Annotated in this window: 15 protein-coding genes; 14 read left to right on the plus strand and 1 reads right to left on the minus strand. The window is 44.7% G+C overall.

Going from position 1 to position 24107, the window contains the following annotated elements; translation table 11 throughout:
- Positions 1-18: 18 nt before the first annotated feature.
- The 13 genes from RO22_RS23820 to pgm all read left to right on the plus strand — a co-directional run bounded on the left by RO22_RS23820 (position 19) and on the right by pgm (position 20774).
- Entirely contained in the window at positions 19-4104 is a 4086-nt protein-coding gene (locus tag RO22_RS23820) for a glycosyltransferase domain-containing protein (protein WP_052475552.1), read from the plus strand.
- 103 nt (positions 4105-4207) lie between these two features.
- Positions 4208-4915, plus strand: a complete 708-nt coding sequence (locus tag RO22_RS07375) for an acyltransferase (RefSeq protein ID WP_041157946.1) — start codon at positions 4208-4210, stop codon at positions 4913-4915.
- Positions 4899-5765 (plus strand): sulfotransferase, encoded by an 867-nt coding sequence (locus RO22_RS07380; RefSeq protein ID WP_041157947.1) that lies wholly within the window; start codon positions 4899-4901, stop codon positions 5763-5765. The genes RO22_RS07375 and RO22_RS07380 overlap by 17 nt, the downstream gene beginning before the upstream one ends.
- Before the next feature lie 62 nt (positions 5766-5827).
- Positions 5828-6841, plus strand: coding sequence for an NAD-dependent epimerase (locus RO22_RS07385; RefSeq protein WP_041157948.1), 1014 nt, complete (start codon positions 5828-5830; stop codon positions 6839-6841).
- An 82-nt stretch (positions 6842-6923) separates the two neighbouring features.
- Positions 6924-8090 (plus strand): nucleotide sugar dehydrogenase, encoded by a 1167-nt coding sequence (locus tag RO22_RS07390; protein ID WP_041157949.1) that lies wholly within the window; start codon positions 6924-6926, stop codon positions 8088-8090.
- Positions 8091-8190: 100 nt separating this feature from the next.
- On the plus strand, positions 8191-10800 hold the full coding sequence (locus RO22_RS07395; protein ID WP_041157950.1) for a glycosyltransferase: 2610 nt from the start codon (positions 8191-8193) through the stop codon (positions 10798-10800).
- Positions 10801-10849: 49 nt separating this feature from the next.
- A complete protein-coding gene (locus RO22_RS23825) occupies positions 10850-11449 on the plus strand; it encodes a hypothetical protein (protein ID WP_052475553.1) in 600 nt (199 codons plus the stop codon).
- A gap of 191 nt (positions 11450-11640) precedes the next feature.
- The gene (locus RO22_RS07405) at positions 11641-12582 is read left to right on the plus strand and encodes a sulfotransferase family 2 domain-containing protein (RefSeq protein ID WP_084625272.1); all 942 of its coding nucleotides are present in this window, start codon (positions 11641-11643) and stop codon (positions 12580-12582) included.
- A 42-nt stretch (positions 12583-12624) separates the two neighbouring features.
- The gene (locus tag RO22_RS07410; RefSeq protein WP_041157952.1) at positions 12625-14865 is read left to right on the plus strand and encodes a glycosyltransferase family 2 protein; all 2241 of its coding nucleotides are present in this window, start codon (positions 12625-12627) and stop codon (positions 14863-14865) included.
- A 128-nt stretch (positions 14866-14993) separates the two neighbouring features.
- On the plus strand, positions 14994-16343 hold the full coding sequence (locus RO22_RS07415) for a hypothetical protein (RefSeq protein WP_041157953.1): 1350 nt from the start codon (positions 14994-14996) through the stop codon (positions 16341-16343).
- A gap of 289 nt (positions 16344-16632) precedes the next feature.
- Complete coding sequence (locus RO22_RS07420; RefSeq protein ID WP_084625278.1) at positions 16633-17817, plus strand: aminoglycoside phosphotransferase family protein; 1185 nt, start codon at positions 16633-16635, stop codon at positions 17815-17817.
- A gap of 278 nt (positions 17818-18095) precedes the next feature.
- Positions 18096-19157: a glycosyltransferase gene (locus RO22_RS07425; protein WP_041157955.1), complete on the plus strand. Its 1062-nt coding sequence runs from the start codon at positions 18096-18098 to the stop codon at positions 19155-19157.
- 21 nt (positions 19158-19178) lie between these two features.
- Positions 19179-20774, plus strand: a complete 1596-nt coding sequence (gene pgm / locus RO22_RS07430; RefSeq protein WP_041157956.1) for a phosphoglucomutase (alpha-D-glucose-1,6-bisphosphate-dependent) — start codon at positions 19179-19181, stop codon at positions 20772-20774.
- Positions 20775-21274: 500 nt separating this feature from the next.
- Here pgm and RO22_RS07435 read toward each other — a convergent pair whose 3' ends face one another.
- Entirely contained in the window at positions 21275-23002 is a 1728-nt protein-coding gene (locus tag RO22_RS07435; RefSeq protein ID WP_027958946.1) for an SLC13 family permease, read from the minus strand.
- 184 nt (positions 23003-23186) lie between these two features.
- Between RO22_RS07435 and RO22_RS23830 the strand changes: the two genes are divergently transcribed.
- Entirely contained in the window at positions 23187-23927 is a 741-nt protein-coding gene (locus RO22_RS23830; protein WP_027958947.1) for a helix-turn-helix domain-containing protein, read from the plus strand.
- Positions 23928-24107: the final 180 nt, after the last annotated feature.

The following is a 24107-nucleotide window of genomic DNA, read 5'->3' on the forward strand; positions in this document are numbered from 1 at the left end:
TAGTTTATGAGGTTTTATATGAAAAATACTTTGTTCGGTGAAGCTAATGCCGCTTTTAAAAAAAAATTATATATAGACGCCATATCACTTTATAAAAAAGCAATGCTTGAAACTCCAGAGTTAGGCGATATTATTAGCCAAAATATTAGTATTGCGGAGAAAAAAGGCGGCATTTCATCAAATGATATTGAAGTAAGCAACAATGTTTTTAATGAGAATGACAAAGAAAAAGTAATTGTATATACATGTAATTTTGGTCAATATGAGGCTGTAAAAGAGCCGCTCTTCATAGACCCCAATGTCGAATATATATTGTTTACTGATGATAAATCATTAACATCGAAGTATTGGAAAGTAGTTTTTTTAGAGGAAGCATTAGATAATCCGAGGAGAACTTCTCGGTTACCAAAAATAATGGCTCACAAGTACTTACCGCCACATGACATTAGTGTTTATATTGATTCTAGTCTTGAAATTAAGGTAAAAAATGTTCAAGAAATGGTAAATGAGTGCTTAGAAGGGTTTGATATGGCTCTTTATAAGCATTATGAACGTGACTGTGTATATGATGAAATCGATTTTGTTATGAATCATAGTGATCGTATAGTTTCTAATAGAGAGTTATGTGAAAGGCAAATAAAGAAGTACAATGATATCAATTATCCTAGAAAAAATGGGTTGTATGAAAATGCTTTTATAGTCCGTAGGAATGTTAAAAGTACTCGTGAGTTAAATGAAATATGGTGGCGAGAATATACACAAGGTGCTGAGCGTGATCAGTTTGTTTTAATGTATGCTTTAAATTTTAGTAAGGTAAAGTCAAATGTTATAAGACAAGGGGGGAATTTCAGAGAAAGCCCATATGTTAATTTTTATAAACATAAATACATACCATATTTTAAAAAGCCTAAAATAGCTATAGTTGTTCACGTTTATTACATTGATGTATGGGATAAAATTAAAGAAAAATTATTGACGATTGAGCATGATTATAAGTTATTCATCACTTCATCTCCTGAAAAATGTGCACTTTTGAAACCGGAGGTTGAGTCATTATTTAATAATGTTAACTTTTTAAGTGTTGAAAATAAAGGTATGGATGTATTACCTTTTTTGAAAGCTATAGATTACTTCAAGCTAGATCAATATGATACTGTTTTGAAGCTGCACACTAAAAATGAAAAAAGTTTAACAAGAAAGCTTCAAGGAGATATAATTTTATCTTCATTAATAAATTCATATGTTATAGATAATGTTTTTAGTAGCCATAATGATCCAGTTGCAATTTTTCCAGGTTTTTTCACAAGATCAATTAAAGGTCTTATGTATGCGAATAGAAAAATTTATTCACAATTATTGTGTGCTCTTTACGGCTTTGAAAAGCAAATGCCAGGTGATTATTTTGCAGCGGGAACAATGTTTTGGTTACCTGGTAAATATTTAGCCATTTTAAGAAAAAATATGTACGTGCTTGAACCATTTTTTAATTCATCTTATATAAAATATAGTACCGGAGGAGATGCTACTCCTGCGCATGCTTTAGAAAGGTTATTTGGCGGTTTAGTTGAAAATGAAAACTTGAAATTATCTTTTCGTATTGATTCTAAAAATGAAAATTATGAATTAATTAGTGCTTCCGAATCAGGTTTTCTTAGTCAAGAAATAGTAACAGCTGATTCACTAGACCATTTGAATCTTTTTGAAACAGTAGACAGTTATGCGAGCACGCTAGCAAAATCAGAAATTTTTGATGAAAAGTATTATCTTCAAAAAGTTAACCAATTTAATTTTTTCGATTTTGATACTGCTCAATCTCCTGCTTCTAATGCTATTCTATATGGAGAGCCTTTGGGGATTGATCCGTCAAAGAATTTCTCTGTTAATTTTTATAAAATAATTAACAAAGATGTATTAAAAAACAGAAGATCAGTTATTGGGCATTATTTGTCTACCGGTAAAAATGAGGGGCGTAAATTTTACCCAACTTATATAGATGTAATAGACTGTCTACATGACTTCCATTTTATAGCTCATGAAGACAAACATAACAATATAGTGCCAGTTGAGTATTCAAACGAAGTAAGTAACTTGCTTTCTATTCTTGATAAAACGTTTGATAAAAGTCAGAGTATTTCGCTAGAAGCTTACCAGTCATTTGAGATTATTTTATCTTATGTTGTTTCTTGTTATAAAAAACATTGTTATTTGATCCGTCTATATAAGAATGCCGATTTTGTTGAGTTTTCAAGACAAGCAATTCTTTTCTATGAAAAATATAAATTTAGAAAAGAATCTCTTGAGGCTATTTCTATATCATATCTGTTAAAAAAGCGGTTCTCTGACGCGCTTTTTCATTATGAAAAATTGTGGGATTTATTAAATAGCAAAAATAGATCTTCAAATTATTTATTCGATAAAATTCCTTATGATCAAGCCGAAAATACGTTAGTAAACCGCAATATTTTTCAAACAGTAACTGGCGACCCTAAGGCTGTATCAACATCTCATAACAAAAAAATATGTATTTATACATCTCTTTATGGTGATCGTGACGAATTACCTCCTATACTTACTAAAACTGATAATGTAGAATATATTTGTTTTTCGGATCGCGATCACCCTAATTCAGACTGGAATGTCCTTGTAGTGCCTGCTGAATATAGTGATAATAATCTTAATGCAAAACGTTTTAAAATTCTGCCTCACAAATATCTTAAAGACTATGATGCATCTATTTTCATTGATGCTAATACTTATTGTTACGGAATAGTTGAAGAACTAATAAGTTGTTATTTAATACAGCATAACTTCGTAATGTTTGCTCACCCGGCTAGAGATGATATCTATAAAGAAGTTGCTACAATTATAGCGCACAGAAGGCATAGGCCGTTAGAAATAATACAGCAGCTAGAAAGTTATTTTTATCAAGGCCTTCCACACAACTCTGGTATGGTAGAAGGCTCTTTTATTTGGCGGACACACAATAACCATCTCGTTAATAGCTTTATGGAAGAGTGGTGGTCGCATATAGTTAGGTATAGTAAAAGAGATCAAATAAGTTTGGGCTACCTAATGTGGAAAAACAACTTTAGGCCAAAAATTCTTCCTAAAGAAGTAGGTGACTCAAGAGAGAATGTCTATTTCAAAAAATATCCTCATCAAAAAGCCATTACGCTTAATAAAGAAGAAGTTAGAGAAGTAAATCGTGAAGTGGTTTTTGTATATAATGAAAAATTCAAGAGGTCGGGCTCTACAGTAATGAGAGGGTTTCAGCTATATGACCTAATTAATAAAGAGTTTAATAATAATAAACTGACCGGTGTATCTGATATAAGTGTCGCCGAAGAGCGTGAATTGTCATCTATAAAGTGTTCTATACTATTTTTGACTAAAGGTGTGCTCTCATCAATTTCAATAGATACCTTGTCAATCTTGAAACGCAATGAAAATATAATTTTAGCAGATTTTGTAGATGCTAAAATTAATAGCAGTTTTGTTCCCTTCTTTGATATTATTATAGCTGCTTCGATTTCAGCGTTTATTGCATATAGGAATAGCTATCCTAATAAGAAAGTGTCATTACTAACTCATCATGTAGATCCTCGAGTTGAGAAAATTTGCTCTAATGAAAAAAGTAAAAAGAGTAAAGCTGGCTATTTTGGTGAGCTAGTTAATACTCTTAAAAATAAAAGCATAGAGAAATATGTCGACTTTTATTCTATAGATACTAGTGGAACTGTGGAAAACGATTCTTGGATTACAAGTATATCGGACTATGAGTATCATTATTTAATACGCAGAGAAAGAAGAATTGATGGGTTTAAGCCGTTTACAAAAGGATTCACATCTGCATGCGCGCATGCTTATCCTATACTTTCTAGCAATACACACGATGCAAAATATTATTTAGGGTTACATTACCCATTTTATATTTCTTCTAGTGAAGACAGCATTAGTTTGGACTTGGATAAAATTATATGTGGATCATTTGTTAAAAATAAAAACAATGCAGATTTTTATATACATAGTCTCCGCAGCAGGTCTGATTATGAATTTATTGTTGCTGAGTTCAAAAGAATTTTAAGTTGTGCAGTCAATTTGTAAAGCTGCAATGCTTGAAGGTTTTCGTTATCTTTAAAGCTCTTCTCTAGAAGAGTGTGTTTTAATGTGCGAAATTTAACTAAATTCCTATAATGAGTAGGTTTGCATGTCTAACAACCATCAACATCCCATTAAAAAAGAAAACAGTGTTTTTTTTGAAAATTCTGAAAGCTCTAAAGTTGTTATTAGAGGAGGAGGTAATGTTGTTGATATAAAGAACAAGAACCCTAGAGCTACTGTTAATCTTACTATTAACGGTGATAATAATAAAATTATTATCGGTGATAGTATTTTAAAGAACTTGTCAATAACTTTAGGTAGCCATCAGAGGATTACAGGAGCCGAAATAGTTATTGGTAATAATTTCTCAATTGAGCCAGGATGTGTTTTTGATGTTTTTACTGACTTTGCAAAAATTAAAATTGGAGACAGGTGTATGTTTTCAAGAAATATATACTTGCGTTATGGAGATAATCCGCATTTGATATTTGATTTAGAAACAGGAGAATATCTTGATGGTGATGGAGGAATAAGTATTGGCGATAAGGTATGGGTTGGCGAGGGAGTTTTTTTATCTAAGCGAGCTGTTATCAATGATGAAAGTATAGTCGCTGCCAGAAGTGTTGTAACTAGAAATTTTGTTAAAAAAAACTGTGTCATAGCTGGCAACCCTGCCGTAATAGTAAAGGAAGGAATTCAGTGGTTCAGGAACCGACAGCATGTTCCCAGTGGGTCTAAATACGATATTTCCATAAAAGATTATGATAGTTTAGTTAAAGTGAAGAAGGAGAGTGATGATGAACTGGCCAAGTGATGTAAAGCTTTTAATTGGTTTAGGGGCCATGAAAGCTGGTACCACATGGCTTTATGAGTACTTAAGAATGAACCCTGAGATTCATTTCAGTAACTTAAAAGAAGTTCATTATTTTGACGTATTAAATTACCCACATGATCAGCATCACCTTGTGTCAAAGGTAAATAGGTTGCATAAATTTTTGGACGCTGTGAAACAAAAGAGTTCGAATGAGCTCTCTGACGCAGTTAACGATTTTGATAAAGTGTCAAATGAAATTCGGATGTATAAGAACTCAGATGGCAAGCACAAAGAGTATAAAGAATTTCTTTTTTTAAATTATAAAAAACAGAAGCTTATAGGCGATATAACTCCAAGCTATTGTTTTTCATCTAAACAAGTAATCTCAGAAATGCTATCGTTAGCAAATGACGTTAGATTTATTTTCATTATGAGAGATCCTATTGAAAGATTGTGGTCTGCCATTCGGATGCGTGCTAAACAGCAAACAGAACTAAGTTTTGATGATTCATGTGATTTAATTGTAAACGAATTATTAAGTAATCCCGCACACCCCATGCTCACAAGGTCTGACTATATAAGAACATTGGATAATCTTGAATCTGTTGTACCACATGATAAGTTTTTATGTGTTTTTTACGAAGAAATGTTCTCAAAAAAAGTTTGTAAGAAAATATCTAATTTCCTTGATGTCCCATACATAGAACCAAATCTTCTCAGTGCTGTTAATCAAGGTGAGTCACTTGATTTAGATGACAGAACTTATAATTCTTTATACTCTATGTTGGAATGTCAGTATGTTTATTTAAGGAAAAAATTTGGTGAATCCCTGCCTGATTCTTGGAATTAGATGTTTCTTTGTTTTAATTATATTCAGTAGTTTATAAATTTTAAAAGGTTTTAAAATTTTATATGAAAATTCTTGTTACTGGATCTGCTGGTTTTATTGGTTCTGCACTTTGCCTTCGACTTTTAGATAGAGGGTATATAGTAATTGGCCTTGATAATCACAACGACTATTATGACCCGGCCTTAAAAGAGGCAAGGTTAGCTCGTCATAACGACCACCCTAATTATACTCATATTCGGATGGACTTAGCTGACCGTTCCGGTATTGAGCACGTGTTTGCAAAATACAAACCCAATAAAGTGGTAAATTTGGCTGCACAAGCAGGTGTTCGTTATTCTATTGAAAACCCCTTAGCTTATATTAACAGCAATATCGTAGGCTTTGCCCACATACTGGAAGGCTGTCGCCATAATCAGGTTGAGCACTTGGTGTATGCGAGTAGCTCTAGTGTATATGGTGCTAATGAGCAGATGCCCTTCTCTGTTCATGATAATGTTGATCACCCGCTTAGCCTTTATGCAGCCAGCAAGAAGTCTAACGAATTGATGGCGCATTCCTACAGCCACTTATACAACCTATCTACCACAGGGCTACGTTTTTTTACGGTATATGGTCCTTGGGGAAGGCCAGATATGGCGTTGTTTAAATTTACCAAAGCTATCGCCGAGGGCGAGCCAATTAAAGTATTCAACTACGGCAAGCACCGACGGGACTTCACCTATATTGATGATATTGTAGAAGGTCTTATTTGTGTGCTAGATAAACCGGCCATTGAAAACCTAGACTGGAATGGTCAGACACCTGACGCTGCCAGTAGTCGTGCGCCTTGGCGCGTTTACAATATTGGCAATCATCAGCCTGTTGAACTAATGGATTATATTGCTGCGATTGAGAAAGCAATGGGGAAAAAAGCGCGAAAAGAGTTACTGCCCATGCAGCCTGGTGATGTGCCAGATACTTATGCAGATGTTGAAAATTTAGTCGCAGATTTTGATTATTACCCCAACACCTCAGTCGAGAAAGGTGTAAAACATTTTGTTGATTGGTACGAAAATTTTTACGGGTTTAAAGGTTAAGTAACTAGTTCAAATTATTTAATGCAGATTAAGTTAATATTAATTAATAGTGCCTTGATAAGGCAGTTTATGAGGCGAGCGTATGAAAATTGCCGTTGCCGGTACCGGCTACGTAGGCCTTTCCAATGCGATGCTTTTGGCCCAGAACCATGAAGTGGTTGCGGTGGATATCGTGCCTGAAAAGGTCGCGATGCTGAATGAGCGTTGCTCAACTATTGAAGATTCTGAAATTTCCGCTTTTTTAGCGCGTGATGATTTACACTTTAGCGCCACGCTAGTCTCGGAGTCTGCATATTGCGATGCCGATTACGTTATTATCGCCACGCCGACTGATTACGACCCAAACACTAACTATTTTAACACCACCAGTGTTGAAGCTGTGATCAAACAGGTTATGCTGGTAAATCCTGATGCGGTGATGGTGATTAAATCTACTGTTCCGGTAGGTTACACCGTTGAAGTCAGCAAGCGGTTAGGCACTCAGAACGTCATGTTTTCCCCAGAGTTTTTGCGGGAAGGTAAAGCTCTGCACGACAACCTTTATCCTTCACGCATCATTGTTGGAGAACGCTCTGAGCGCGCAGCCACGTTTGCCGAGCTGTTAAAGCAAGGTGCTATTAAGCAGGATGTTGATGTACTGCTTACTAACAGCACCGAAGCAGAAGCCATCAAGCTATTTGCCAATACCTACCTAGCGATGCGCGTTGCCTATTTTAACGAGCTTGATACCTACGCTGAAACACACGGATTGGATTCCAAGCAGATCATTGAAGGGGTAGGGTTAGACCCCCGCATTGGTAGCCATTATAACAATCCCAGTTTTGGTTACGGTGGTTACTGTTTACCAAAAGACACCAAGCAACTGCTAGCCAACTATCATGATGTGCCGAACAACATGGTTCAGGCCATTGTCGAGGCTAACCGTACACGCAAGGATTTTATTGCTGAATCGGTATTGCGGCGCCAACCCAAAGTGGTTGGAGTGTATCGCTTGATTATGAAGACTGGCTCCGATAATTTCCGTGCCAGTGCTATGCAGGGCGTAATGAAGCGTATCAAAGCCAAAGGCGTAGAAGTGGTCGTGTATGAGCCGGTTCTAGTCGAGGATACATTCTTTGGTTCGCGTGTGATGCGTGATCTAGAGGCATTCAAAGCAGAATGTGATGTGATTCTGGCCAATCGTATGGTCGATGAACTGAAAGACGTTGCTGAAAACGTCTATACGCGTGATCTGTTCGGCAGCGACTGATCAGTTACTTAAAGCGGTGACAGCAGTGAGGTTTCATTGTTGATCGGGTTGCTCTTTCTGGCAACACTGCCTTTTCTATTTATTGGTGTCGAGTCGTACTATGAGTGTGTTGCAGGAAGCGAATAACGCTTTCCAGGCGGAAGATTACACCAAAGCATTGCGGCTCTATAGGGCAGTGCTTGCGGAAAATCCTGAATTGAGTGGCAGCGAGCTGACCAAGGTCGCAAAGTTTAATATGGCCGTTGCCCAGCGCCGTGCTCATGCCCTGTCCGCTACGGAGGAAGGTGCATCATTTGCATTAGCTGATAATGACAGGGTACAAGGGTTAATTGATACGTCCAAAAACAACTGCATCTCAGGTTGGTTTGTCGATAAAACAAGTAGTGGCAAGGTATTTGATTGTTATGTATACCTTGATGGCGAGTATTATCTAACAATCAGAAATGATTGGCCACGGCCAGACTTAAAACAAGCCGGTATTTCGGAAGGATTAGGTGGGTTTAGTTTTCGTGTACACCCTGCATTGCTAACCTTCTCATCTATGTTGAGTCTGCGCTTTGAAAATGGTGCACAATTCGATGATATCGTTATTGGCGAGAGTTCAGGTTCCTATCATGCCGCGAACTACTCTTTTCGGCTAGAGTACAGTGCACCTGTTACTGTTATTGTGCCTATATTTAACGCACTGGATGACGTGAAGTGCTGTGTTGAACGGTTGGTGCAATATACTCGCTCCAATGTTGAGGTGCTGCTGATTAATGATGCCAGCACAGATCCCGGCGTTCGTCAGTTTTTGGATTCTGTATCGTTACCTGCTCATTATCACGTTCACCATAATGCGGATAATTTAGGCTACACACGAACCGTCAATTACGGTATTGAGCTAGCGGGTGAGCGTGATGTAATTTTGCTCAATTCAGATGCCCGTGTGACCCCTAGGTGGGTAGAGGGTTTACAGCGAGCAATTGCAACCGATCCATTAATTGCGACCGTGACGCCGATGTCTGACCGGGCGGGTGCGTTTTCGGCACCTACTATTGGTAATGATAACCCGCTACCTCCAGGAGCGTCGGAGGCTGACTATGCCATCGCGTTTCGTCGGCACTCATTAGGGTTGTACCCTTCGGTGCCTACGGGGAATGGCTTTTGTCTTTATATTCGGCGTGCTGTGTTATCGCAGCTGGGTTCTTTTGATGCCGAAGCGTTTCCTCGTGGGTATGGCGAAGAAAATGATTTCTGTATGCGCGCTAGAGCCGCTGGTTGGCACAATGTGATTGATGACCGCACCTATGTTTTCCATGAGCGTAACCAAAGTTTTGGTGAGCAAAAAATAGCTTTGATGGACGCTGGTCGCGCGGTGGTTGATAAACGGTACCCGGATTATTCCCTGGCAATTTCGGTATTTACCCAAAGCCCGAGTATCTCAGCAGCTAGATTCTTAGCTCGTAAGGCATGGAACTCAGTTGAGAACCAAGACCCGGTTGTCCCACGGGTGCTGTTTGTGATTTCTACCTTGAGCGGAGGCACCCCACAAACTAATCGTGATTTAATGCGTGCCCTCGGCTCGGAGATTGAGCCATGGTTGCTCCAATGTGATTCGCAAACGTTGCGCCTTTATCGTGTTGCAGCGTTTGGTCCTGATACCCTCGTTCATCAGTACACGCTTTCAGAGCCCGTAGAGCCTTTGACTCATGTGTCGCATGAGTACGATCGTGTGATTCAACACTGGTTGGCAGTTTATGATTTTGCGGTAATGCATATTCGCCATCTGGCGTGGCACTCACTCAATTTACCTCGCCTGGCGCAAGCTGAGGGCGTGCGGGTAATCAAGTCGTTTCATGATTTTTATGCAGCTTGTCCCACCGTGAAGTTACTTGATGAAAACCATGTTTACTGTGCTGGGCAATGTACTAAAACCTCTGGGACGTGTCAGCCGGAATTATGGCGAGCAACTTCGCCACAGCCTGTGTTTCCTGCATTGAAGCATCAGTGGGTGTATCATTGGCGCCAACAATTTACCGAAAAAGTAGTACCATATTGTGATGAATTTGTGACGACTCACTCCAGTGTAAAAGAGACGCTTGCGCCACTTTTAAAATTACCACGGGAAAGTTTTCACGTTATTCCGCACGGTAGAGACTTCACGCGTTTTGAGCAACTTGCGGTTCCTCACCAAGAGGGGGAGGAAGTCAGAATTTTGGTGTTGGGGAATATTTCGCGTGCGAAAGGTAGCCAGCTAATTCAACAATTAGCAGCACAGGATAAAGGCCAAACGTTGCATTTCCATATTTTGGGAGAGACTGACCTGGCTGAGCAGCCCGGTGTTATTCTGCACGGTGGCTACCAACGCGATGAACTTGCAACGCTTGTAGCTGATATTGAGCCCCATGTAGGCGCGGTACTCTCCATATGGAACGAAACCTGGAGTCATACACTGACAGAGCTATGGGCCCTTGGTCTGCCAGCGATTGTCAGTGACTTTCCAACCCTTGCAAATCGTGTCTCGACCTCCGGTGCGGGATGGGTGGTCGATATAGCAACGCATTTGCAAAATGCGCATATACTGCATGAGCTGGTGGTATCGCAACAGCTAGAAAAGTTACAGCAAATACCCGAAGTACAACGGCAAATGCAAGAAACTGGTACAACGCATCATATGGCGGAAAAGTATCAACAGCTCTATTTTGAAAAGCACTTCAATCGCTTATAAGCTCGAACAGATATATTTCAATTTTGACATGCTAGAGAAAGGTATAAAAATGTCTGAGAACATCGCTTTGTTACAACAGCAAATTGACGACTGCAAAACGCAGTTACAAAACGACAGGCAGGCTTTTTCTGAGCTACAAACGCGTCAGAACGCTTTAGCTGAGTCCATGGAAGCATTAGGCCAAGCCTTAGCAGGCCTAGATGAGAAAATGGCCGTTTTAGCGCCTGAAGCTGAACCTTTCGCCCATCAAACCGCAAGTGATAGCCCCGTGCCACAGGCTCTGCCTGAGCCTGTGGTCAGTGAAGAACCATACCCAGCGCAACGGTTGGCAGGTTTTATTCCGTTAAAAGTGCTAGCTGAAGAGCGTGAGCGTTTAGTGCCGCATATTCAAGCGGTTCGGGTTTCTGAGTTTTTTGATGCTGATTGGTATCTAGAAACTTATCCAGATATCAAAGAAAGTGGTTACGCTGAAGACCCTGCTATGCACTACCTCCTGTTTGGTGGCTTTGAAGGGCGCCACCCTGGCCCTTTGTTTAATTCAACCGCTTATTATCTTGAATACCCGGATGTTTACCAGAATCAATTGAACCCACTTGTCCACTATATATTACACGGTAGAAACGAAAGGCGCAGAATTTTTCCTTTATGATAGATATAAAAATATTTGTTAAAAGCTGCTTAATGCTTTGTTTTTAATTAATTTAATTGTAGGTTGGGTTTCGCAACGGTATATTAAATTTGAAAATAGTATGCTTTTCCTGACTTTTTGAAGATAATCGTTTATAAAAAGTATTTTTCATTTTTTTGTAAACTACTTTTTGCTACTTCTAAAGGTAAAAGATGTCACCCATTTTTTTTGTTCATATTCCCAAAACAGCAGGAACTAGTTTTCGAAAAGCTTGTGAAGCGTACTTTGGTGTTAGGCATGTTGCCTATGATTATTCTAAATCTTCACCAGAGACAGCACCATTTATTAAGAATGTTATATATGGTGATGGAGACTTTCTAGAATTTAGTGAGTACATGAAAGAGAATGAAGTAAAATTTTTATGCGGTCATGTGCCTGCTACTAAATACTTACATCTGATGGGAGTTGCTAATACGATTGTTTTTTTGCGTGACCCTGTTCAGCGTGTGATTTCTGAGTACCACCATTTTGTGACCCATAAAGGGTATGATAAAGATTTTCGCACTTTTTATACAACTTCAAATTATATCAATAGGTTTTTACGTTGGTTGAAAGATGTTCCACTAACGGCTATTGGCTTTATTGGTTTGACAGAGGAATATGAAAATAGCCTTCATCAAATTAACCATTTTTATAATTTGAATATTCATTCGCTCGAATTAAATCGTGGCCCTGAAGAGAAGAATGAGATCAGTAAAGAAATGATAGAAGAAATTGAATCATTGAATGAGGAGGATGTTCGCCTTTATAATAATGCAAAGAATCTGTTGAATGTTAGGTCGGAATTGTTTAAGAAAGGCTACTCTTTCGTGCATGGCGAAATACAAAACGTTAAGCAGGCTGAGGTTGTTGGTTGGGCATGGTATAGCTCAGCAGAACAACCTGTAGAGGTTCAGGTAACAGTAAATGGGGAGATAGTTGGAATGAGTGTCGCTAAAGATTTGCGACCTGGCTTACTGAGAATTTCACCGCCTCGCAAAGGATATGTTGGTTTTAAGTTTAAGTTTTCAAACCCGTTAAGAAAAGGTGATGTAGTGGAGTGTTGGGTTGCACAAACGGGGCAATCCCTAGGTCAACACACGTTTACTTCTTAATAGATTGCACGCTCGATTAATGAATATGAGGCATAGGCTCTTGTGAATTTGTTTGTACAAAAACCTAAATATGAGCCGGTCAGTGGCCTTCAACGGATGGAAGGCGAGAACGCACAGTTTGAGTGGTTATCCCTCAATGAGGATCCGCAATTCGTCGTGCCCCGTGGTTGGGCTTTGCCTGGCTGGCAAATGCTTGAGGCGGATATTATCCATAACCAGCCCAGCGCAGCGATCAAGTTATACTTTGATTTAGGCAACGGTTTTGAAGAAGAGTCGAGTGTTTACTTACCTTTAAAACTTGGCCGTATCACAAAGCGCCTGTTCTGGATGCCCTGGGGCGTTAAGGCAATACGCTTTGACCCGCTGGAGTCAGAAGGTCTCTTTACAATTCGTCATCTGCGGTTTGTATGGTTGACTCCTTGGTTTGCTCATGACCGCTTGGCGCAACGCTTGGCGCGCATGCATCACCGTTGGCGTGGGCGTGAGAAAAAAGAGGTGGTGCCTTCGTTAAAGCAGCTTGCGGACGAGCAGGGTGTCCATTGGCGTACCCTTGCCATGGCTGAATATAACGCCACCTTTGAACGCATGACGACTGGCAAGAGTTACCCAGAATGGTTGAGCAACCAGGTGTTGCCAAGCAGGGGAGAGGTTCAGCAATTTTTAACACAGGCGGAATACCAACCGCTTATTTCGGTTGTTGTTCCTGTTTATAACCCTAATCCTGAGCTTTTAAGCGCTTGTATTGATTCAGTCCTGACGCAGTCGTACCCCCATTGGCAGCTCTGCTTGGCAGATGACGCCTCTACCGACCATCGGGTGCAGGATGTGTTAAACAGTTATGCCGAGTTAGACCCTCGCATTGAAGTGGTAATGCGAGAGCGTAACGGCCATATTTGTGCAGCCAGTAACAATGCGCTGGAAATCGCAAAAGGTGAATTTACCGCGCTGCTCGACCACGACGACACTCTCAATGAGGATGCCCTGTATCAAGTGGTTGTTGCATTGCAGGAAAAACCCAATGCGGCGCTGCTGTATAGCGATGAAGACAAGCTAAATGAGCGTGGTGAGCGGTTTGATCCCCACTTTAAGCCTGCCTGGAATCCTGATCTGCTACTCGGTCAAAACTATATTTCCCACTTGGGCGTGTACCGTACTGAATTGGTGCGCCAGGTGGGTGGCTTTCGTGAGGGGTATGAGGGCAGCCAGGATCACGACTTGGTGCTCCGGGTAACGGCGGAAATCTCCGCCGACCGTATTGTTCATATTCCCAAGGTGCTTTATCACTGGCGCGCTACGGAAGGCTCCACGGCGATGAACAGCACCCAAAAAGACTATACCGCCGAGGCGGGGCTTAAGGCAGTGGCTAGCCACGTAGAGAAGCATCACCGCGGTGCCGTGGCGGAACATGGCCATTACCCCAACACGTATCGCGTATGCTGGCCCATTCCTGCCACTCCGCCGTTGGTGAGCTTATTGATTCCTACCAGGGATCGGGTAGAGATTTTAAAGCCTTGCGTTGATGCGATTTTAGACCGTACGGACTACCAAAATTTTGAACTGCTGATTTTGGATAATGGCAGCACGTGTTCTGAAACCCTGGCGTATATGGAAGCCGTGGCAAAACGCGATGAGAGGGTGCGTGTACTGCCCTGGTGCGAGCCGTTCAATTACTCCGCTATCAATAATTTTGGTGCCCAGCACGCGAAAGGCGAAATTATTGGGTTAGTGAATAACGATATTGAGCCGATCAATCCTGAGTGGTTGACGGAGATGGTTAGCCAGGTATGCCGCCCTGAGATCGGCTGCGTGGGGGCTAAGCTGTATTACCCCAATGATACGATCCAACACGCGGGTGTGATTTTGGGGATTGGTGGCGTTGCTGGCCACGCGCACAAATATTTTACCCGTAACGCGAGTGGCTATTTCACGCGTTTGCATTTGGTTCAGAATATGTCAGCGGTTACCGCTGCCTGTTTGTTGGTGCGTAAATCGGTCTTTGAGCAGGTAAAGGGGCTGAATGAAAATGAGCTGACCGTTGCCTTTAACGATGTCGATTTTTGTTTGAAGGTGCGTGAAGCGGGTTACCGGAACCTATGGACGCCCTATGCTGAGCTTTACCACCATGAGTCTATTTCCCGTGGTGCGGATGATAATTCGAAGAAGCGTTCGCGTGCCTCCAAAGAAGTCACGTATATGCGTGCTACATGGGGCAAGCGATTAGATTGCGACCCTGCTTACAACCCCAACCTTACGCTTGTACATGAAGATTTTTCGTTACGGTGATGTATATAAGGAATGATTATAGTAATTATGTTATGCGATATGATAAATTTGTGAAGTATAAAATATTTTCCTTGAATTCGTATTTGCCTCTCATGTTTATGTCAATTTTTTAATAGTGTGAGTATGTGATGATTAAAAAAAGTATTTCTCGCTTAGTTAGTAAAGATGACGATTTTAGGTGTTATGATGTTATTCTTCATGTTGGTGCACCTAAAACGGGCTCTTCAGCGCTGCAACGTTTTTGCACTGAGAACCATAAGAATTTAAAGTCGTTAGGTTTTTACTATCCTGACCATCCGCTGGATAAAAATGGTGTTTCTGGTGGTCATACTCAGATCGCTGGGGCGTTAATTCAGAATAACTATGAATTTGCAAAAGAACGTTTTGATGATTTTTTAGAAACTGCTAAAAGTAAAAACCTTACACTCCTGCTCTCGGCGGAGGCTTTTTATGGTCAGCATAAAAATATGGCTAGCTTATGCCATGGACTAAACGTTAAGATTGTTGGTTTTTTGCGTCATCCACTCGATTATTTGCTTGGGAATCATAATCAAGGCATTAAGCGGCATATGATGACTAAACGGCTTAATCAAGTTATACCGGAGATGTTAAATCAGCCAATGCCTCATTTGGTGGGTATTCCCTTTTGTCACTGGGCTGATGAGTTTGGTGATGAAAACTGTTCTTTCCTTCCTTACCAGGCACCTGATAAAAGTAAGCCATTAGAGGTGACTTTTTTAAGAATGCTGGGTATAGACGAAAGAAGCGCTAAACGTATGGTAGGTGATGTTAAAGTTACTAATCGTAGCTACGTACAATCAGCGCTTGAAGTGAAGCGTTTGCTAAATACGGTGCTTGTTGATTTACCTGAATCATTTTCCCATAATGTTGATTGGTGTTTGCAAGGTTATTCCGATAGAGCACTGGATGAACGTCCCTACGAAATTGCTGATATCCCTAAGCCATTAATGGATGAGCTTTCAAGTCGTCTTTCTCACCAGATGTCAGAAGTGAAACAACGCTTTCCTGAATTAGCTGAGACAACGACCATGCCTTCTGCTTCGAGGGGTATAGGTCAAGACAGTATTGATCTTCTGCGTCCTCTTAAAACCTTGCGAGATGAAATACCTAAGGTTTTTGCAGCAATAGTTGACGAAGCTGAAAGACAACGAGACAAAGGTAGAGATGAATATGCCTTTTTGAAACTTCTAGATTATTTAAATATTGATTTTAATGAACCCTCATCCTTGAAAAATGTTTTGCCTGGCGGGGTCCTGAAAACGTTAGCTAGCTCTGAAAGTGAAAGTGCTGATTACTTGCGTGAAATCGCATTAATGCTTGAGAGATTAGGTTACTATGACGATGCCTTGCTTATAATTAATTTGGCGAATGAAAAGCGTCCAAGTGGGAAAGGTATTATAAAGATCAAGGATCGCATAGAAAACATGATTTATAGTAAAGGGTCTGAATCAAAATAAGATGCGGAGCTTTATCCCCACGAGTCCATTGCCCGTGGTGCGGATCATGATTCGAAGAAGCGTTCGCGTGTATCCAAATAAGTGACGCATATGAGCGCTACCTGGGCCAATCGATTAGATTGCGACCCTGCTTACAACCCCAACCTTACGCTTGTACATGAAGATTTTTCGTTGCGATAAACGCTTGAATATCTAGGTACAAAACTGAAGGTGACCATGCAGTGGGGGGTTATCAGAAACCGGGCTACACCCGAGAACAATCTTTACCGGATATTGAAATAATACGTTTATGTTGAAAGTAATAAAAAAACCAACTGTATCTGGTTTTATAGATCGGGTGAGTGAGGGGGTAATTAGTGGTTGGAGCCTAGCGCCTTACGTGACTGTTTTGGTAAATGGCCGAGAACGCTGCCGACTGTTTTGTGACCGCCAACGAGCGGATGTGAAAAAGGCAGGGCATTCGTTGAGCGGCAATGTGGGGTTTCGTGGCCAGTTGGCGCTGGAGCATGGGGATATCGTCAGGATTGTAACGGACAAAGGCGTGTCATTGCGGAATAGCCCATGGCTCTATAAGCACCCCGAGCAAAGCGATTGGTTACCTATGGCTATTTCCCATCACCACGCAGAGTACAAAGCACTTGCTAGGCTTCCTGATCAGCTGTCGGTAGAGCGATTTAAACCATTGTTTGGATTGTCTGCTGAGCGACAAATGGCTGGCGCTGTGCTTAACGTTGCTAACCAGGCGCCTGTCATGGCGCGTTTTGATGTGGAGCCGACGGCTCATTCAAACGTGAAGCAGCTTTATGACAAAGTGATAACGCCTAGCCGGATAGCCGCGCCGCCTTTATTGGACGCGATCTCTCAAGACAAGCATGTGATACAGATATTTGCTTTTCAGCCAGGCACTACACTGGATAAGATGGGCAGCGGTTGGGAATCTTGGGTGCCCTTAGTCATGGCGCAACTTCTTACGCTTCAGCAAGCTGGTGAAGCAAGGCGCAGCGCTTTAAAGCGCCGTTCCAGTCGTTTTAAAAGCTTATTGCATAGATTATTCCCATCGGTGTTCTTTCAGGCATTACGAGGTGGGGGTAGTAAGCTTGAATTGTCCTTTTTTATCTTTTTGATGCGGGTTACCGCACGCTTGCCACGTGTCTTGTCACATGGGGATCTGCATCGTAATAACGTGCTCATTGATACTCAGCGTCGGCAGGTAGCGCTTGTCGACTGGGATCGATGGGCGTATTTGCCGTTAGGATTTGATGCTGCGCTTTTGTTGCGGGGGCTACCCTGGGGTGAAGTAGAACCGTTGGCTGTAAAAAGAGTGGATCAACAGTTGGGTACCCTGGTGTTCACCTATCTGTTCCAGTGTTTGGACGTCGCTCACTTTATGCGTTCGGAAGAAGCCGCCTTGCTGCGCGCCCGTATCTACACGTTATATCAACAGGTCAAACTGCGCTCTGATACAAGCCAATAATCCTGCCACTGCGCGCAGCGGTGTCTGGGCTGGTTTGTGCAGGTGGAGTTGGTTCCGTGCCACGGGGCGTCGTTCCGACGCCATTCGCGGGTGCCTCGTTTGCTCGTTCCTCGCAGACTCGTTACCACGCGCTACGGTATGTGCACGCACCTGATTTCGTGGTTTTCGTAGCGCGTGGTGAGCGAAGCGCAACCGCGACCCGGAGTGAAAGCATCGCGCAGCGGCACTGATAAAGCTTTTGAAGCAAGGAGCAGAACCATCGTTAAAAGGGATGTATTGTGAGTAGCCACGTTGGGTGGGTTGTTCTTAGCGATGGGGCGCGGCCTACCGAGGATATTTATTTCTTGGCGTCTGCTGCGTCTGAATTACGCCTGCAGGGAATCGCGGTTGAGCGGGTAGCTGTTTCACGCTCCTTTGGGGCTAGCCGGTTGCATGGTCGTGCTCTGCTTAAACGCTATGCAGGCGCCAACCTGCTGCTTTGCCGCTCGCTGCCGCTGGGTTGGCTGCGGTGGTTGGAATGCCATCGTAACGCCTTTGGCTATATCGCTTATTTGATTGATGATGATATTACGGCGGCTGCCAATGACTCCGCGTTGCCCGCCGCCTACCGTAAGCGAATGGCGCGTATTGCTACATACCAGCCTCGGCTGCTGGCGCTGGTTGATGAAGTGGTGGCTTCTAGTGAGCAACTGGCCCGCTGCTTTTTTAGCGAGCACGACAATGTTCAAGTGCTTACGCCGCCTCTTATTGCTCCGCTACCTTCACTTGAGCATTTCTCACTACCACCAACTGCCGCCGTTAACTGGAGAATCGGCTTTTACGGCACGCGAGCGCATTTAACAGATCTCGTGCACATTGCTCCTGCCATCCAGCAAATTCAGTCTCAGCGTATGGATACCCAGGTGGAGATTATGCTGGGGCCACACACGCCAGAAAGCCTCGTTGCACTGCCTCGCGTAAATGCGCCTTCTCCTTTACCCTGGGAGACGTTTAAGGTTTATCAGCGAGAGCACCACTGCCATATAGGTTTGGCCCCGCTGTTAGAAAGCCCGTTCAATCGTGGCAAATCATTGATAAAGTTTTTGGATATTACCGCCATGGGGGGGGTGGGCATTTATTCAAATCGCTACCCCTATACTGAGGTGGTGCATCATGGTGAAAACGGTTTGCTTGTTAATGATACGCCCATCGAATGGCGAAGCGCTTTAGAGCACTTATTAGAAAACCCCGAAGCCGCTGCACGGATGGCTAAACAAGCTGCTATTGATGCAAAAAAGGTAGGTGGCGTAGAGGCCGCCGTGCAGTTCTGGCTACAACGCAGCGATGCTTTGTCGCAGTAATATGAGCAGGGAGAGGGAACCATGGAGTCTATTGTTAACGCTTTTTATCAAGAACAGCCTAATGCCAATGTTGTTGGCGAGCGGGTTTCGTTTGGTACATCTGGCCATCGCGGTAGAGCGACCGAGCGCACTTTCAATGCATCTCATATCTTCGCTATTACCCAGGCGGTTGTCGATTACCGCCTTGAAGCGGGCTATAAAGGCCCGCTGTTTTTAGGTTTTGATACCCATGCGCTTTCTCGCCCTGCCTGGGAGTGTGCACTGCAGGTGTTGGCTGCCAACAAGGTGCCGGTATTTGTCGAGAAAGATCACGGCTTCACCGCTACGCCGCTCATCAGCCACGCTATTTTGCAGCACAATTGCCCTGAAGGTCAGGCTGCGCCTGGTGCGGCACTGGCAGATGGTTTAATCATTACTCCTTCGCATAATCCTCCCGAAGACGGCGGCATTAAATACAACCCGCATCATGGCGGCCCAGCGGATACCGACGCTACCGGTTGGATTGAGTTGCGTGCAAATGCTTACCTGCTGCGGCAATTAGAAGACGTGCCTCTTGTTCCGGTTGAAGAGGCGATTGCCCATGCACAAGAGTACGATTACACGGCGCATTACGTGTCTCAGCTGGGCGACGTGATTGATATTGCCGCTATTCAGAAGGCGAACCAGAGGTTGGGTGCTGATCCAATGGGAGGTACCGCGCTGCCGGTATGGCAGGCGGTCGCGGCGCACTATAGCTTGAACCTGGATGTGGTAAACACCGCAGTTGATCCTGAATTTGCGTTTATGCCACCGGATCACGACGGCAAAATCCGCATGGATTGCTCTAGCGCCGCCGCAATGGCTAACCTGTTGGAAATTAAAGACCGCTTCGATATTGCCTTTGGCAACGACCCAGATGCCGACCGCCACGGCATTGTTGATGCCAACGGCCTAATGAACCCGAACCATTTTTTAGCGGTGTGCATTGATTACCTGATGACCCACCGCCCGGAGTGGGCCGCTTCGCTAAAAGTGGGTAAAACGCTAGTGTCGTCTTCCATGATTGACCGGGTCGTCGCCTCACATCAACGCGAGCTTTATGAAGTGCCGGTGGGCTTTAAGTGGTTTGTCGATGGCCTGCATGAAGGCTGGTTGGCCTTTGGCGGTGAAGAGAGCGCCGGCGCCAGCTTGCTGACCCGCGACGGTAAGGCGTGGTCCACCGATAAAGATGGCATTGTGCTGTGTTTGCTGGCGGCTGAAATTATGGCAGTGACCGGAAAAACACCCAGCGAATATTACCGCACGCTCACCGAGCGCTTCGGCGAGCCTTTCTATAAGCGCGTGGATACCGCTTGTTCACCTGAAGAGAAGGCGGCGTTTAAAAACCTGAGCGCTGAGAGCGTCACCGAGAAAACCCTGGCAGGCGATGAAATCACCGCTGTGCTGGTCGCGGCGCCCGGCAATGCTGCCGCTATCGGAGGCATTAAAGTCACCACCGACAACGGTTGGTTTGCTGCTCGGCCAAGTGGCACTGAATCGCTTTATAAGGTGTATGCCGAGAGTTTCAAAGGCGCCCAGCATCTGGATGAACTGATCGAAAATGCCAAGGCGTTATTGGCAGGGGTGTTGAAAGGGTAGAGACCCGCGGTGGTGGTTGGGCTTTGTGCCGCTGGGCGTCGTTCCGACGCCTCCCGCGGGTGCCTCAAAACGCTCGCTGAACTCGCTTTCTCGTTACCACGCGCTACGGGGGCACTCACTCGATTTCGGTGGCGTGATTACGTGCCACGGCCATGTGCATAACGTGCACGCGCCCTTGGAATCCCGGCCTTCATGTGTCTGCGAGATTTAGTAGCGCGTGGTAAGCGAAGCGCACCCGCGAAAGCATCGCGCAGCGGTGCCGGGGTTTGGCTCGTGCAGGCAATATTTTGGGTGCCACAGGGCGTCGTCTCGACGCCTCCCGCGGGTGCCTTCGAACGCTCGCTACCGCGCGTTACAAGACCTATACTCCTGACGATTCACGATTCACGATTCACGATTCACGATTCACGATTCACGATTCACGATTCACGATTCACGATTCACGATTCACGATTCACGATTCACGATTCACGATTCACGATTCACGATTCACCCAAATCTCAAAACGGAAACACCCACGGCGTAATCAGCAATACCGCCGCTGAGTAGGTGACGCTAACCGGCAAACCGATCTTCAGGAAGTCCGTGATGCGGTAGCGGCCGGGTGAATACACCATTAGGTGAGTTTGGTAACCAAACGGGATTAGAAAGCAGGCGCTGGCGCCGTACGCTACGGCCATCACAAACGGCAGTGGGTCGGCACCAAAGGCGTGGGCGGTGCTCCAGGCCACCGGAAAGGCCAGCGCGGCAGCGGCGTTGTTGGTCACGGTTTCTGTGAGTAGCAGCGTTAGTAGATAACAACCCACAAATGCGGCATAGATACCGTAGCCGCTGAACAGCCCCTGCATACCGCTGGCTAACAAGCCCGCCGCGCCTGAGTTTTCCAGCGCTTGGGCAATCGCCAACGCCGACCCAATAATCAGCCATAGCTCAAACGGGAAACGGCGGCGCAGTTCCGCCAGGCTGATCACTTTCATCAGCAGTAGCCCGCCCAGCAGTATCAGCAGCCCGTGGAACAGTGGCAGCAGATTAGCGGTAGCCAAGGCAATCACCGCTGCAAAGCCGCCCACGGTGAATAGGCTCTCTCTGTTACTCAATTGCGGCCTGGTGAAACTGCCGCTGAGTAAGTGAAAGTTGCGGTCTAGGTTGCGGTGTTGCCGGAAATCAGCGCTTACCGCTAACAGCAAGCAGTCCCCCACGCGAAGTGGAATTTTCCCCAACTGCCCCTCCAAACGTTTTTCTCCCCGCCGTATACCCACCACTCCCGCACTAAACATGCTGCGAAAATCCACATCCTGCAGGGTTTTACCTGAAAGCTCGGATTCGTGGGAAATCACCACCTCTACCAAATTCGTCGCTAACAGGTTGTCGGCCTGATGGCCAAATAGCTGCAGCCCTGGAAAACGCTGCAGTGCTTGCACCTTGCCGACTTCTCCCGTGAACACCAGCGTGTCATTGGCCAGGAGTTGTTCGTCCGGTGCCACGGGGCTAATTAGCCGTCCGTGGCGCTCTATTTCCAGTAAGTAGAGCCCCTCCAAGCTACGCAGGCCGTTCTCTTCGATGGTTTTGCCGATCATGGGCGAGTCGGACTCTAGGTCTGCCGCTAAAAAGTAGGAGAGCTTTTCATTGGTGTTTTCCAGTTGGTGGTGTGGCAGGGCATTGGCGCGCCACATTAGAACGCACAGAGTCACCAGCGCCACAGGGATGCCCACCAGGCTGAATTGGAACATGCCCAACTCGCTGCCACTGGCGCTCAAGTTAAACGAGTTCACCACCAGGTTGGTGGAAGTGCCCACTAGCGTAGTAATACCGCCCAAGATGGAGGCGTAAGAGAGCGGGATTAATAACCGGGATGGCGCGATACGCTGCTGACGCGAAATAGCGCCGAGAAATGCAGCTACCACGGCCGTGTTATTCAAAAAAGCGGAAAGTACCGCCGTACTACCCATTAAGCGTGCGGTAGCAAGCCGCGGGTGGCCCTTTAATAAGTGGCGCGAAAGCCAGTCCAGCAGCGGCGAACGTTCAAGCGCCAGCGATACCAGCAGTAAGAGTAATAGTGTGGCGAGCGCCGGGTTGGTGTATTGGGTAAGCAGGGTAGCGGTGTCGACAAACCCTAGTAGCAAAAAAATAGCGGCCAACGTGACAAAGGCAATGGCGGGCTTTACGCGTCCGCTAATTAACAGCGCTAATAAAATTGCGATAGAAAACAGAACGGCCCAGGGGGTCATGGTGGGTCCTTAAAAGCGGTAACTTCATGGTTCACTTGCTGGATTTTACGCAGGCTTTTATGATGGTGTCTAATGATTGCCAATTTTTGATCTGATAATTATTGAAAATTATATTTAATACAGGTGGTTAGCGATAATTTTGAGCATTAAACATTTATCGCCTGAAGCACTCAATGAGCGCCGCATGCAAGCCGTAAAGCTACGCTTGGATGGGGTCACGGTTGCGTTGGTAAGCCAACAAACCGGGCTTTCTTCCCCGACCGTTTCGGCGGCCTGGAAGGCGTTTCGTGAAGGTGGCTGGGCGGCAGTGCCGGTACGCCCCCGCGGTCGTTTAAAAGGGCAGGCCAATGTGCTTGATGCCGCTATTCAACAACGGTTGTGGGAGGCGCTTTATGCCTCGCCCCCCGCTGAACAGCCAGGCTGGAGCAGCGCTGACCTTGTGGCTTTTTTACGCGATGAGCATGGCGTTGAGTTGACCCAGCGCGGCATTGAACACTGGTGGGAAAGCCAAGGTTTGAAGCATGAACCCTGGCCGTTAAGCGCACTGGCTAAGCAGCGCTCGCAGCGGGGCCGGTGGTATCGGCAGGCCGTTGCGCCGCGGTTTGACAGGTTAGAAGAGGCTAGCCAGCGTTGGCAGGGCGGTGTGCGCCGGGTAGCGCATCCACAGCGTCCGGTTTATCAGCTCTATTTTCACGGCCCCCGTGGCCGGTTGTGGATGCGTTGTTTTAAGTGCCCACCCGTGGCAGATGATTATCTGGCCGCGATGCAGGCGCTCATTGGCAAGAGTGAAGAAAGCAACAGGCCAGTCGCCTTGGTATTTCATGGCGCTTGGTTGTCAGCCAGCCCGCAAGTAATGGCTTGGCTGGCGCAACAAACGATGTTTTGGTTAGTGCCGGTGCCTGCCGATATGGGCTTGGCTTCCTAGGCCCTGTCTGAAAACTGGCTGCGCTCGACCATACGGCGTCAAAAATCGGCTCAAAGTACTCATTTACACTACGTAAACTCCGTCTTTTCGCCGATTTTTGCCTTGTCTGGTCTTCGCTAGCCGACTTTTCAGACAGAGCCTAGCACTTGAAAGCAAACTTTTTCACGCTATGTTTTTTCA

The organism is Halomonas sp. KHS3 (genome assembly GCF_000830495.1).
GTDB lineage: Bacteria > Pseudomonadota > Gammaproteobacteria > Pseudomonadales > Halomonadaceae > Vreelandella > Vreelandella titanicae.

What these genes read in the sequence shown, in the direction of transcription:
- RO22_RS23820 (WP_052475552.1), top strand. Translation starts at nt 19, where the DNA reads ATGAAAAATACTTTGTTCGGTGAAGCTAATGCCGCTTTTAAAAAAAAA.
- RO22_RS07375 (WP_041157946.1), top strand. Translation starts at nt 4,208, where the DNA reads ATGTCTAACAACCATCAACATCCCATTAAAAAAGAAAACAGTGTTTTT.
- RO22_RS07380 (WP_041157947.1), top strand. Translation starts at nt 4,899, where the DNA reads ATGAACTGGCCAAGTGATGTAAAGCTTTTAATTGGTTTAGGGGCCATG.
- RO22_RS07385 (WP_041157948.1), top strand. Translation starts at nt 5,828, where the DNA reads ATGAAAATTCTTGTTACTGGATCTGCTGGTTTTATTGGTTCTGCACTT.
- RO22_RS07390 (WP_041157949.1), top strand. Translation starts at nt 6,924, where the DNA reads ATGAAAATTGCCGTTGCCGGTACCGGCTACGTAGGCCTTTCCAATGCG.
- RO22_RS07395 (WP_041157950.1), top strand. Translation starts at nt 8,191, where the DNA reads ATGAGTGTGTTGCAGGAAGCGAATAACGCTTTCCAGGCGGAAGATTAC.
- RO22_RS23825 (WP_052475553.1), top strand. Translation starts at nt 10,850, where the DNA reads ATGTCTGAGAACATCGCTTTGTTACAACAGCAAATTGACGACTGCAAA.
- RO22_RS07405 (WP_084625272.1), top strand. Translation starts at nt 11,641, where the DNA reads ATGTCACCCATTTTTTTTGTTCATATTCCCAAAACAGCAGGAACTAGT.
- RO22_RS07415 (WP_041157953.1), top strand. Translation starts at nt 14,994, where the DNA reads ATGATTAAAAAAAGTATTTCTCGCTTAGTTAGTAAAGATGACGATTTT.
- RO22_RS07420 (WP_084625278.1), top strand. Translation starts at nt 16,633, where the DNA reads ATGTTGAAAGTAATAAAAAAACCAACTGTATCTGGTTTTATAGATCGG.
- pgm (WP_041157956.1), top strand. Translation starts at nt 19,179, where the DNA reads ATGGAGTCTATTGTTAACGCTTTTTATCAAGAACAGCCTAATGCCAAT.
- RO22_RS07435 (WP_027958946.1), bottom strand. Translation starts at nt 23,002, where the DNA reads ATGACCCCCTGGGCCGTTCTGTTTTCTATCGCAATTTTATTAGCGCTG.
- RO22_RS23830 (WP_027958947.1), top strand. Translation starts at nt 23,187, where the DNA reads ATGCAAGCCGTAAAGCTACGCTTGGATGGGGTCACGGTTGCGTTGGTA.